Source organism: Pseudocolwellia antarctica (assembly GCF_049933045.1).
GTDB lineage: Bacteria > Pseudomonadota > Gammaproteobacteria > Enterobacterales > Alteromonadaceae > Pseudocolwellia.
In genome coordinates this window covers 4,212,063-4,225,698 of the sequence record NZ_CP187926.1, presented here as the reverse complement: position 1 = coordinate 4,225,698, position 13,636 = coordinate 4,212,063, and the positions used below count along the sequence as shown (strand labels likewise).

At 36.4% G+C, this 13,636-nt stretch carries 7 protein-coding genes; 3 read left to right on the top strand and 4 right to left on the bottom strand.

Annotation, left to right across the window (positions count from 1 at the left end; all coding sequences use genetic code 11):
• Window positions 1-38: 38 nt before the first annotated feature.
• Window positions 39-884, bottom strand: a complete 846-nt coding sequence (locus ACPUVN_RS18310) for a PhzF family phenazine biosynthesis protein (RefSeq protein ID WP_426369604.1) — start codon at window positions 882-884, stop codon at window positions 39-41.
• A gap of 448 nt (window positions 885-1,332) precedes the next feature.
• Here ACPUVN_RS18310 and ACPUVN_RS18305 point away from each other — a divergent pair, with 448 nt between their 5' ends.
• Together ACPUVN_RS18305 and ACPUVN_RS18300 are read left to right on the top strand one after the other, a co-directional pair.
• Complete coding sequence (locus ACPUVN_RS18305) at window positions 1,333-2,574, top strand: Nramp family divalent metal transporter (RefSeq protein ID WP_426370585.1); 1,242 nt, start codon at window positions 1,333-1,335, stop codon at window positions 2,572-2,574.
• A gap of 31 nt (window positions 2,575-2,605) precedes the next feature.
• Entirely contained in the window at window positions 2,606-3,682 is a 1,077-nt protein-coding gene (locus ACPUVN_RS18300) for a class I mannose-6-phosphate isomerase (protein ID WP_426358884.1), read from the top strand.
• 121 nt (window positions 3,683-3,803) lie between these two features.
• Here ACPUVN_RS18300 and ACPUVN_RS18295 read toward each other — a convergent pair whose 3' ends face one another.
• From ACPUVN_RS18295 to ACPUVN_RS18285, 3 genes are all read right to left on the bottom strand, one after another.
• Entirely contained in the window at window positions 3,804-4,892 is a 1,089-nt protein-coding gene (locus ACPUVN_RS18295) for a polysaccharide lyase family 7 protein (RefSeq protein WP_426369603.1), read from the bottom strand.
• Window positions 4,893-5,023: 131 nt separating this feature from the next.
• Entirely contained in the window at window positions 5,024-7,276 is a 2,253-nt protein-coding gene (locus ACPUVN_RS18290; protein ID WP_426369602.1) for an alginate lyase family protein, read from the bottom strand.
• Window positions 7,277-7,454: 178 nt separating this feature from the next.
• Window positions 7,455-10,526 (bottom strand): TonB-dependent receptor, encoded by a 3,072-nt coding sequence (locus tag ACPUVN_RS18285; protein ID WP_426369601.1) that lies wholly within the window; start codon window positions 10,524-10,526, stop codon window positions 7,455-7,457.
• 1,277 nt (window positions 10,527-11,803) lie between these two features.
• On the opposite strand from ACPUVN_RS18285, the gene ACPUVN_RS18280 reads away from it, so the two are divergent.
• A complete protein-coding gene (locus ACPUVN_RS18280) occupies window positions 11,804-13,576 on the top strand; it encodes a sodium:solute symporter family transporter (protein WP_426358888.1) in 1,773 nt (590 codons plus the stop codon).
• Window positions 13,577-13,636 lie beyond the last annotated feature (60 nt).

The window sequence follows — 13,636 nt, the reverse complement described above, 5'->3', positions numbered from 1 at the left end:
ATCTGCTTTCTCTTGCCTTATTACCTTAAAACGTGAGCTTAAATCGTTATTTCGCCTGTCATATAACTGACTGCTTGCCCCGTTAAAATTACTCTATCGCCTTTAACTTCACATAAAACAGTGCCGCTTCTTTTAGATACCTGTAAGCCTGTTAATACTTCAGATACAGAATGCGTTATAGACGTTATAGAACGTGATCCAGCGAAAGCCTTATGCCAATAAGGGGCTAATTCACAGTGAGCAGAGCCTGTAACAGGATCTTCGTTTACTCGTAATTTAGGGAAAAAGCTTCGGCTAACAAAATCTACAGCATTATCATCAGCAACAGCGGTAACAACCACGCCGCGTAAATCAAGTGCTAACCATTTTGAAAAATCAGGCTTAAGTGCACGTACTTCCGCTTCGTTATTTAGCACAACAACGTAATCGAATGCTGCCATAATTTTTGCAGGTAAAACGTCATCAGTTGTATTTATGTTTAAACCTAAGCCAGCAAGTAAAGCTTGCGGAGGCTCAATGATACTTGGCATTGATGCAGGAAAGTCCATACTAAAACCTTGTTCATTTTTACTCACAATAAGCTCACCACTTTTAGTGACAAAATTTACTTCTGGTTTAGTATAATCAAGGTATTCATAAAGTACGAAAGCTGCGGCTAACGTTGCATGACCACATAAATCGACTTCTTCCATTGGCGTAAACCAACGTAAACGAATACTACCTTCAGAGATCACAAAAAATGCAGTTTCAGAGAGGTTATTTTCTTCTGCTATTTTTTGCAGTACATCGTCATCTAACCATTGAGTTAATGGGCAAACAGCCGCAGGATTACCTTCAAAAACTTTAGATGCGAACGCATCAATCTGATATATTTTTAATTTCATACGTTTTAATATGCCTGTCTAATCAACAGACGCCCATCCCTAAGTAAATAACAGCAAGTGCTTCATTATAAACCAATTTCACTTGAACGCACGTAAGCTAATTCATACTCGCTAATTATCTGATAAGAAATGTTTCCTCAATAATAACTCAAGTGAAAATAGCATCAATACTTGATATTAAACATCAAAATATAAACACGTACAATTGGCACTACCAATTAATATTTATGAATTTTTAATAAACCAGTTTATCTACACTACCATCAATATAACTCAGCTAAGGGCTTAACATTGACAGGTGTTTAACCCACAGGTTACTATCGATACAATAATAATTTGAAAGCCTCAGCTTCGAGTGAGTTAGCTTCTTATAATATAAGAAGCATTTAATTCTCTAACTTTTAAAAAAACCGTTTTAGGCGAAAAATAAATGAATAAAAACAGCAGCATGAGTAACATGAAGACATTCTTCAAATCACTACTTCCGGGGATATTCTTATTTGGTTTTACTGTAGGGACAGGTAGCGTTACGGCTATGGCTAAAGCCGGTGCAGATTACGGAATGTCTTTATTGTGGACGATATTTATATCTTGCGCGATAACCTATTTCCTCATTCATCTCTTTGGTAAATTCACGCTAGTAACTGGTTTGACCGCATTGCAATCTTTCAAAAAACATATTCATCCTGCTGTCAGTTTATTCTTTATTGTCTCCTTAACGACGCAAGTATGTGGCAGTGTTATAGGTGTAATGGGGATTTTGGCTGACGTATGTTATGAATGGTCGAAAAACTTTATTGATGGTGGTATATCCTCACTCTATTTTGCGATATTTTTTATTACCTTTGTGTATGTCATTTTTCTAATAGGTAAAACTGAAGTTTTTGAAAAAGTATTAGCAATATTTGTCGCGATTATGTCGGTCTGTTTTTTAATTAACTTTATTATTTTAATGCCTCCCGCGATGGAAATTTTAAATGGTATGGTACCTAATGTGCCAGACACAGGTTCTGACAAGAATGCATTCCTTGTAATAGCGTCAATGGTTGGTACGACAGTATTTTCAGGGCTATTTATATTACGTACTATCTTAGTTAAAGAAGCTGGCTGGACAATGGCTGACTTAAAAACGCAAAATAGAGACGCGTTGTTTTCAGCATTTTTAATGTTTATTGTTAGCACGTCAATTATGGCTGCAGCTGCAGGCTCTTTGTTTATTCAAGGCATTACACTCACTAACGTAACTCAAATGATTTATTTATTAGAGCCTTTAGCTGGTGCTGCTGCGGTAGCAATATTCACTATTGGTTTAATTGCTGCAGGTGTATCTTCGCAGTTTCCTAATGTTGCATTATTACCTTGGCTTTTAGATGACTTTCATCAACGTAAACCTAATTTAAAAAGACCAAGCTACCGAATTATTGCTTTAGTTATATCTTCATTAGGTTTAATCGTACCAATTTTCAATGCGAAACCTATTGCTATAATGGTGAGCTCTCAAGCGTTTGGGGCTTTACTATTACCTGCGACTGTTGCTTGTATTTCTTATATGGGTAATAAAAAGTCGCTGATGGGTGAATATAAATTCTCGAATATAACCAATATTTTATTGGCTCTGATTTTCATCTTCTCTTTAGTGATGAGCTATATGAGCTACAGTGGCATAATGTCCACGCTACAAGCGCTTTAAGAATTTTAACCTGAAAACTGGAATACTAACTATGAATCAAATTATCAAGTTCTCCGCTAACCGTGTTTGGCGAACCTATCAGGGCGGTAAATTGCTCGATATGATTGAAGGGAAAGAAACACCTCAAGACTCAAGCTTCCCTGAGGACTGGATTGGATCAACCGTAGAAGCTCGTAATATAGGTCGCGAACATATCACTGAAGGTTTAGCTATGGTAAAAGACGAAGACGGACAGTTAGTGCCTTTTCGTGATTTACTACAGAAAAATCAAGATTATTTTTTAGGTGAAAATTCTGAAGGTAAGCGTTCTATGGACGATATCCCTTTAGTTAAATATTTAGACAGTTCAACACGTTTACATTTTCAAGCTCATCCAACACGTGAATTTGCACAAGAGCGTCTAGGTTTACCACGCGGTAAAACTGAAGCTTATGTGATTATTGAAACTCGTGAAGATATTAGCGATCCATATATTTATGCAGGATTTCAACGTTCTCCTGATCGTGAGCAACTTAAAGAATGGATTGAAACCCAAGATATAGCTTCTATTGAAAGCTGTTTTGATCGTATTCCTGTAAAAACAGGTGATGTATTTCTAATTCCAGGTGGTCGCCCTCACGCTTTAGGTGAAGGCATACTTATGCTTGAAATTATGGAGCCTTCTGATCTAGCCGTTAGGTTTGAATTTGAACGTTGTGGCTATGTTATCCCTGAGCAAGCACGCTTTATGGGTAAAGGTATTGAGACTGCATTAGACGTATTCAATTTTGATCCTGTACCTCCAGAAACTGTTGATGCTGAGTTCCGTTGTGCGCCTAAAGTTATTTCTACAGATGATCAAGGTAACAATCTTGAAGAATTAATAGGTTCAGACAAAACTTCTTGTTTCACTATTAAAAGAGCATCAGTAAAAGGTAGCTTTGCACGTGAAGAAGAAGCCTTCTTTTATGGTGTTGTGGTTGAAGGTGAAGGTACATTTACAGTGGGTGATGAAGTAGTTAACTTGAAGCGTTTTGATCGTTTCTTCTGTCCTGCTGGTGTTAAAGCTTTTGAATATTTATCAGAATCAGGCATGACGGTTTTAGAATGTTACCCTGGTAATATTTAGATAATATTATTTAACTGAATATCAAAAAGGCTTTGTTTTACAACAAAGCCTTTTTATTTGTCTGCGCTAAACAGAATAATTTCAAAACAAATAACCTAAGCTCAGGTTATTTTTTCATATTTTATTTTTTAGGAATTTTAGCTAAACCGGTAACTAAACGCGTAAAAGTTACTTGAGCATAATCGCCATTGGCTTTATCAGTCGCCCAATCACCAGAACCTGCACAATTAGCGTACCAGATGCCAGGAGCATCTTTAGTACTACATTGGTTATATGCACCCGCTTTAAAGAAGTGTAAATCACCAGTATAGCCATGTGGATGATCAAGCTTATCAACGTTGCCATTTGCATCAAGGTTATCAGCTAAATTAATTTTAAAGTTAACCTTACCATTACGTTCATTGCTAAAAGTTAAATACATAGTGTTCTCGTACACATTAACTTCGTAGCTAAAAGCTTCATTAAGCGCAATACCTTGTTCACCTGGCTCTACACCTGAAGTCCATGGTTTACCCCAAACAACATAGCTTATATCTTGTCTGTTTGGATTTTCTTTCTCTAGGTTACGTTCGTAATTCCAAAATACAGAACCATATTCATTACCTGGTAATTTCTTGTAGTAAATTTTTAAGGGTTCGTTGCCCCAACCGTACCCTTCACCTTCAGCAACTAACGCTTTACTTTTACCTGCATGAATTTGTCCAACAACTACCGAGAATGCAGGTGGTTTTTCAGGGTATTTAGCACGTTTCGCTACATGGTTAACTTTAAGAGTAGCCTGTAAGTTTCCACCTACTTGCGCGAACTCGTCAGTTTTTGTGTGTGCTTTTAAGGCAAAGTTATTTGAGTAATCGTATGCTGCAACACCTTCTTTACCCAATAGTTGATGAAGCTCACTACGAGTATTACTTGAATTAGGTGTAGTAAAAGCTTTGTTTGGCACAGCAAACACCATATTGCCTTCATCATCTAAGAAGAAGTAATCAGAATGTTGGTAGCTTTGAATCTCTTTTACGCTAATTTCATCTACTTTCCCGTCGTTATTAATATCGGTAGGAATAGTGATTTTCCATTTACTCAGATCGAATTTATCAGCAGGCACCGTGGCACGTTTTTCAGTAACATCATTTGTTGTATTACATGCCGATAAAGCTAAAGCACCCAGTATTACTATGCCGCAAGGCACTAGTTTATTTTTCAAGTTAGTCATTTAAACTCCATTATTGTTGTTAACCTCAATAAAAAGCTAACATCCTGTAGTTAAAAAGAGGATTGCCACATAAGTAGCAACCCTCTTATTTATTCCAATAAACAGCGGGGACAACCCCTTTAGAACAAAGCCTAGCTACCCGTTAAGTAGTAAGCTCCAGTCCATTTATATACTTTGCCGTTTACTTTCAACTTATGTTTTTTAGACGTTGAAGCATTGGTATTCGCTAAGATGAATACACTTTCATTGCCTTTTACATCTTTAATTAAAACAGCTGTATATTTTGCATCATCGTGTACAACTTTCAGTTCAGAAATACTGCTATTAGAATTTCCTGAAAATTCAGATACAGGATCATAAGACCCATGAGGCTCAATTACTGAAGCAAAAGTAGTATCTTTAGTATCTTTTCTACGTAACATTAACGCTGCGTCTCTGCGAAGGTTAAAGTTAGGATCATTTGCGCCTAATCGTGTTAACAATATTTCATCATTAGAGTCTGTTGCAGTTGTTAACGTGTAAAATCTGCCATCGCCTAACCATGAAAACTGAGTAGTACTAGCTGCTGCTTGGCCTTTACCTTCAAGATATAAATGCTGATAACCATCTGATGCACCTAAAGGGCTCAAGCTTTTAGGTGAATCATACTCAAAGTTAGCTTTAATCATTTGACCCATGTAGTAAAAAGGGAAATCATATTGGTTTTTAGAATCAGAGTTAACTTTCATAATGTCTAAAACAAAAGGCTTTTCAAAAGCTTCAAGCTTGATCATCGCCATTGTTCTATGCATTTTCGTACCAGGATACGCATTAGCTTCTGTAGCACTTACCACTTGAACATTAGGATTTGATGAATCAAAAACATAAAGATCTGAATGGTATTTACTTCCCGTTTCGTAATCACCATTGAAATGTGATTTTTCGTTGATAGTAAGCGTATTATGCGCAACGGTTTGTTTTGCCCAAGTTTTGTTTTCTTTAAGGTAGTTACCACCACCTTTTTGACCAATATTTACAAAGCGCGATAAGCCATAATCTTGTAGTACTTCATCGCCATTCGCATATAAAGAGTACGAAAGTTTATCGTAATGTCCATGACTTAAACCATGAGCAGCATATTTAAAAACTAATGTTAAATCTTCGTTGCCGTATCTTAAAATACCAACACCACCTTGCTTACCATCATGTCCGTCAGAATAATTAACTGATTTTTTAACGAAAGGCTTACCCTTTCCTTCACGAACACCAATAGCAGCCTCAAGACCCGCTTCATTTAATAAAACAGAACCTTGCTTTTCAACTATACCCAGTAATTTTGGATCTTGCTTACCGTAATGATAGGCAATATCAACCGCTGTAACTAATGATGGCGTATAATAAGACATACCTTTTTGACCATCATTTAATGGGAAAAATTCACCATCAGCATCTGATAGGTTAAGTAATGCGTCTACACCTTTTAATAATACGTTATCTTTATGCTGGAACACTTTCATGTCAGGTTTTACGTTTTCCATTCCAATGCCAAAAATTAAGAATGGGTACATTGCATAACGTTGGTAATATGGACCTTCAGTAAAGTAACCTTCTGGCGAGAAAGGGTCTTCAAGGTTAGCTAAGAAGCCTGCTTTTTGGCCTTTAACTTTAATGAAACCACCATCGTTGTCTTTAAGACCAAAATCTAAGCCATCATCTTCAATACCGTATAATGCTCGTTTTAATAACTCTGCATCATCCATAACAAGTGCAATCATACCAACAGCTGCATTGCCCCATGTACTATGGTTATGAATGCGATTATAGAACTGTGGATTTCCAGTTGAAATGTAATCTGCAAATGGACGGAATAAGTTGTCTTGTAATTGTTTATGCTCTGCTTCTGACAAAGTATCGTAGATAGCATCATAGGCTTGGCTCATGTAAACCAACCAATTACTGTCATTCAGACATTGCCAAAAAAGCTTACCACGCGCATAAGAACGCTCTTGTGGATGAGCGGGTAAATCTTGATACATAGCTTCGTATTGAAACAACATATCTTTAATGTAAGTAGCGTATTTATCATCTTGCAGTATTTGATATAAAGCACCTGCTTTTTGCGCAATAATAAAGTTTTGTTTATGTCTTTGATGGGTATAACCACCTGAAAAATCTTTTGGGATTGGCGTATCAATACCTAGCGCTATTTCGGCATCAACTTGCTTTTGAACACTTTTCAACGTTGCATCAAATAAAGGCACTTTACCTAAATTCTTTCTAATTTTTTCTACACCAGACTTGGTCATAATCAAGTTTGGATGTTCGCCAGCCTGAATAGTAAGTGGTATAGACAGTGTTGTTACCATAAGTAACAGGGCTGTGATTTTAGTTTTTATCAACGCCATTTGCTCCAATTTATAATATTTACGATAGGTTATCTTCTAGCCTAGCTCGACTAGTTAATTCTAATGGGTAGAAACATCTAATTGATGACCATATTCATTATATTTAAATGCTAACCCCAGCATAAGCTGGGGTTAGTTTAGTTCTACTGTATAACTTCTATATGATTATATAGTCATATTAGAAAGTATACGTTGCGCCAAATGTAACACGACGGTCAGTAATACCTTGAGCACATTGTAATGCACCTTCGTTAACACAAGATTGAATAATATCAGATCTAGTTAAGTTAACTGCTTCAACACCAAGGTTTAACTGGTCGTTTACATCATAGCTAACACTTGCATTAAGTTGGCCTCTGTCGTGTGTAACAACAGGGAAGCCTAAAGTAGAGTTAAGTGATGCACCCGCTGCTGTATCTTCAGTACGGAACGCTTCACGCCATGTGTAACGTAATCTAGCTGAAAGACCAAACTTCTCGTAGTACAAAGTAAAGTTGTAAGCATTCTCAGAGAAATCAAGTAACCCTTGGTCTAATGTATATTCAACAAACAGTGAATCATCATAAACGCCTTGTGAAGCGTTTAGTATATCGATACCACGAGGATCAGCTACAGTATAAACGGTTGAACCACCTTTAAAGTCTTGAATCGTGTAGTTTGCTTGGATACCAAAACCAGATGCCCAACCTAAATCATCTTCAAAGCTAGAAAGGTCATACTGAAATGCCATCTCTATACCCGTTTGAGTTAATGTAGCAGGGTCATTTACAATTGATTCTCTATCAACACATAAACCAACAGTGTCCGCATCGCCTAATGAGTTAGGGATAACAGCTGGGTTATAAATGCCACCATCAGCACAAGCTAAATCGAAGTAACGATTACCGTTTGCATCAGTAGGGGCTGTATCTAAGATCGAGCTAAAAATATTAGTACGTTCTTTCTTGAAGTAACCAATACTAACAACAGCAGCTTCTGCAAAATACCATTCAGCTGAAATATCTAACGATGTAATTTCTTCAGGCTCTAGCTCTGGATTACCGATTTCTACAGCTTGGTTTTCGTTAACTCCGTAAGATACAGAAGTGTTCAAATTACCAAAATCAGGACGACGAATATCTTTACCCCAAGCCATACGTAATACAACGTCTTCGTGCACATCAGCAACAATATTTATACGAGGCAATACGTAACTATAATCACCTTTGTTATTCACTTGAGAAACAACACCATCAATTTCAGTATTACCAATTGAAGAAATATCTGTTTCTATATAACGAACACCAAAATTACCGCGAAGCATTTCATATTCAAAATTTGCCTGAGCATATAATGCACTTGTGTCTTCTTCAACTTTAAACGCAGCCGTTGCACTAGGTTCTTGATTTAAATAATCGACACCATTACTAAAAGTAATACCATCGGCTTCCATATTTGCACGATGAGTGTCCATTGCAGTATGAAGAGTATCAATAACACTTTGTGGATTATTGTAAGCTAGATCAGGGTCAATGATAATAAAATCAGTCATTGCTAATGCACGACCATCATTTTCTCCAAAGTTATTTTGACCTAAAACTAATAAATCAGAAAATAATGCGCCACTAGGGCTATCAATCATTTTACTGAAACCACCAATTCTATCCGAAACAGTTACAGCTTCATGCTCTGTTTCGTTATAACGGAAACCAACATCAACAGATGTAATAACGCTATCATCAAAGAAGTATGTTGCATCAACACGGAAAGATGTATCGCTGTTCTCTGTGCTACTATCACTAAAGTCAACTTGATCTAATACAACATTATTTGGATCGGTTAATTGCGCTGTAGTTGGTGCATAAATAGAATCTTCATTGATCCCAAATGATAATAGTTCACCTGTTAAGTCATAAGCAAACGGTACTGAGTTATCATTACTGGTGTTTGAGGTAATGTTACCTTCAGAATCAAGACCATCAAGTGGAGCATTTGGATTAATAAAGTTTAACTGTGTGTTTAATTTTGGTTTAGTTGTTTTAGAACTAGCGTGTGATAATTCTGCACTAACAAATAAATCACTAGTTGCTTGCCATTCACCACCCAATCTAAACTGTTTACTTTTAGATAAACGTGCTTCGGTATCACTGTTAAAGCGTAAGTTTGGATCATCATCATCAACTCCAAGCATTGGTTCAATAACGCCTGTTTGTGCTGCTTGAATGCTACCAAAATTAACACCACTAAGTGAACCTAAGTTAACTGTTTCAAACGATGATGGTACCGATTGATTAAGTACTGAATTAATACCTGAAGCTTGTACTCGAGAACTATCTTGACGAACTTCTTGATCAGTTATTATTGCATCAACGAAGAATTTCATATCATCATTCGGAGCATACTCAATAGTACCTGCGAAATTTTTAGTTTCATATTCAAAGTTTTCAATTTCTTGGTTAAGAAATTGAATACCTAGGAAATCATAATCTTGAGCAGCAGGTCTATCCGCTGCTTGATCTTCTAATTCACCACTACGAACAACATTAGCATTAACATTTTCAACCAAGCTACCATCACGGTCAACACGTGGTCTAAATGCTGTAGCTTCTTGTCTAGTGATACTAGCACTTACAACAACACCAAATTTACCGCCATTGTCTAATTCCCAGTTATCTCCATAAGCACCAGAAAGACGAGGTTGAACACCGTCAGTTGTTAAACTACTGTCTTCACCTTGAACACGGATAGAGCCTAAAGTTTGAGATAACTCTAAAGGACGAATAGTACGTAAGTTTACAGTACCACCCACTGAACCTTCAGTCGTTTTAGCTTCACCCGCCTTAATAACTTCAACACCAGCAATTATACCTGCCGATAAATCTTCAAAACTCATACCACTGCGGCCATCACCAGTACCTACTGTTGATGCACCATTAATTTCTACACGGTTATCATTACTACCACGGATTTGAACGCCAGTACCTATACCTGCTGTACGAGTAATTTGGATACCTGTAACGTTCTCAAGTACTTCTGCTAAATTTTGATCAGGAAGTTTACCGATATCTACTGCTTCAATAACTTCAATTAGGTTAGTTGTGTCGCGCTTTTCGGCAAGTGCGTTGGTAAGAGAGCTACGTATGCCTGTAACTTGAATAACTTCTACAGCTTCTTCAGCTTGAGCATTTTCTGCTGCATTTACTGATGCAGTCATGTTTAAAGCAGAAGCTGCAACTACAGCTAAGCTTATTTTAGATAATCTGTATTTCATTTTGTATCCCCGGCTGTTGCGTTAATAAAGTGAAACCTTTATTTAACACCACATTGTTAATTTATAATTATTGATCTTGTAACATCAAGATGACATAAAATTGCCAACAACTTTCTTGTATTGTCAGGACAAAATATTTCACGAAAAGCAATATTGGTCAACCTTTTTCATTAAAAAATAAATTGGACAATCCAATATTGGTTAACTCAAAACGCATTCCAATGTTATATTTTACTGTTTTTTTGGTATTACCAATATACGCTAATTTATATATCCAAAATAGAAAACAATTTAACATTAATAATTTACATCTATAAAGATCAATAGATTAAGTCGATTAATAATTCAACGTTCATCAAAAATAAAAATTTATTTATTACTACACTTAGGTATAGCAATGATTTTAATAATTACAGTAAAAGTAATGAAATTTATTTTATATATCAATCAAGCATAACGTATTACGGAAAATGAGAAAATTAGTCTAAATACCCTGAACTGAAAATATCTATATGATTAAGTAATAAGCGAGCCTTACTTACAAAATAGACAATATAAGGTTCAGCTAACTTCAAAACATGAATTTTTTAGATATATATTTGGATATATAAACTGACTTAGGTCAATAAATAACTTAACCAATATTCAACCTGTATTACCAACTTACATAAACCTATCAACACTAAGTAATCTCACTCATTATTGATTAAAAAATGCTTAATGCTTTGAATAGATCATTAGTTAGCCCTAAGAAGTACTACAAGCTTTAATAATGACTAATAAACCCTATGTTGATATATATGTGTGCGTCTTACCATTTGAGTCAGTAAAAGCGGATAACGGAAGGGTTAACAGGCTAAGTTAGGTTGATAGTTAAACTGAATTTCTATTTAAATTAACTTTTGGTATTTTTAGTAATACTTATTACCAAATACATAACCTACTTTTTCCATACGCATCCTGGTAAGCACACATCACACTTTGGTATTACAACCCTAAGAAGAAAGAAACAAAATACACTTATCCATTTATAAATGTTGGAAGCTTTCAATAATTGCCTACGATGAGAGTTATTAGAAGTTCAAGTTCAGTATGATATTCGTCTCTATTTTTTAAAATTCAGCTATATTTCCTTTAACCTATCGATTAATTATAGAGCATTAGTTCACTATGTTTTGATTTGTATATATTAATGTAATCCTATGGTAAGTTATTTAGATAAAACGTTTTACTAAGTTAGCTGAAATAATATTTAATATAGTTATCATGAGGTTAAGATGGAAGTTTCCAATATTGAATACATAGTGATTTTTGCTTACCTTATACTCATTATTGTCGTTGGGCTTGTTTTTAAAAAATTCTCATCCAATACCGATGATTATTTTAAGGGGGGAAGCAAAGGCACTTGGTGGTTGGTTGGAAGCAGTGCTTTTATGAGCGCTTTCAGTGCATGGACCTTCACAGGTGCGGCTGGTATTGCATACGAATCTGGCTTTTCGGCTATGTTCATCTTTTTTGGTAACGTGCTCGGCTTCTTCGTTAACTACCTATTTATGGGTCCTTGGTTACGACAGATGAGGGTTACCACATTTCCTGAAGCGATAGCGGCTCGTTTTGGTAATGGTACTCGTGATTTTTATGCATATTATGAAGTGCCTGTTCGTATTCTTTATTCTGCGATGGCACTTTATGGCTTAGGGATATTCTGCTCCGCTGTATTTGGTTATGATATTAACCATGTCATAGTTGTTTGCGGCATTGTAGTGCTGTTCTATTCTGCAACTGGCGGACGCTGGGCAGTCATGGCAACTGACTTCCTGCAAGGCCTAATTTTAGTCCCCCTCACCTTAATCGTTGCTTACCTTTGTTTAGATGCATTGGGAGGTATTGATAATCTATTTTTGAAAATAGAAGAGCAGGGATTAACCGAAGAATATAGCATGGTTAACTCTGCCACTCTCTTTGGCGGTGCTTACACTTGGGGCTGGGCAAGTGCCATGATGGTTAAACAGTTTATCGTATTTAACTCAATGAATGCCGCACCACGTTACTTCTCAGTAAAAGATGGGAAAGAGGCTAAAAAAGCCGCCTTATTATGTGCTGTGCTTATGTTATTTGGCAGTTTCATCTGGTTCTTACCACCGATCACCGCTCGACTTTTATATCCCGAATTAGTCATAGCATTCGATATTGCAAAACCCGCTGAAGCAAGTTATGCCGTTGCAAGTATTGCGTTGTTACCTGTTGGTTTAGTTGGATTGATCGTTGTTGCCATTCTTGCAGCAACCATGAGTTCGATGGATACAGGTTTAAATACCAATGTCGCTATTCTCATAAAAGATATATATCCAAAAATCGCTCGTAAACTTCGTTGGAAAACAAAGAGCGAATCACAACTGTTAAGCCATGGTCGAACGTTAACATGGGCAATGGGAACAATCGTCGTTATTCTCGCGCTATATTTTGCTCAACAAGATGGTTCTGGCATTTTTGAAATTATGCTACAAGTCGGTACTTTATTATCTACCCCTATTACAATCCCACTCCTATTAGGTATGTTTATTAGACAAACACCATGGTGGTCAGCATTACTGTCTATTGGTTGCGCCCTATCTTTCTCAGCATTAGCTTATTTTGAAGTTCCATTAGTTTATTTAGGCTTCTCACAAGCTTATAGCGATGCTTTTGAATGGAGTTTCCAACAGCAATTTTTTGGTGTTATGGCAACAGGTACGTTTGGTTTCTTAATTTCAATTCCATTTGCGCCAGCTAAAACTTCAGAGCATAGGGTTAAAGTAGATAGATTCTTTAAGAACATGAAAACCCCTATCGATTTTGCAAATGAAGTGGGTGAAGGAAATGATGATCAACAACTTACTATCATTGGTCGGTTTGGCGCTGCGGTAACCGCCTTTGTCGCGTTGTTACTTATAATACCAAACCCTTTAGAAGGTCGATTAGCTATTTTAGCTTTAGCGATAATGATCGGTACCATTAGCATATTAATGCTTAAGGCTGGCAATAAAGCTAAAGCGACACCTATTACATAACACCATATAAATACAGCCTATAAACTTATGGGCTGCGAAGAATATATAACTTTTAAACAA

Bases quoted from the DNA above. Each gene is read 5' to 3' on its own strand.
- ACPUVN_RS18305 (WP_426370585.1), top strand. From the start codon at position 1,333: ATGAGTAACATGAAGACATTCTTCAAATCACTACTTCCGGGGATATTC.
- ACPUVN_RS18285 (WP_426369601.1), bottom strand. From the start codon at position 10,526: ATGAAATACAGATTATCTAAAATAAGCTTAGCTGTAGTTGCAGCTTCT.
- ACPUVN_RS18300 (WP_426358884.1), top strand. From the start codon at position 2,606: ATGAATCAAATTATCAAGTTCTCCGCTAACCGTGTTTGGCGAACCTAT.
- ACPUVN_RS18310 (WP_426369604.1), bottom strand. From the start codon at position 884: ATGAAATTAAAAATATATCAGATTGATGCGTTCGCATCTAAAGTTTTT.
- ACPUVN_RS18290 (WP_426369602.1), bottom strand. From the start codon at position 7,276: ATGGCGTTGATAAAAACTAAAATCACAGCCCTGTTACTTATGGTAACA.
- ACPUVN_RS18295 (WP_426369603.1), bottom strand. From the start codon at position 4,892: ATGACTAACTTGAAAAATAAACTAGTGCCTTGCGGCATAGTAATACTG.
- ACPUVN_RS18280 (WP_426358888.1), top strand. From the start codon at position 11,804: ATGGAAGTTTCCAATATTGAATACATAGTGATTTTTGCTTACCTTATA.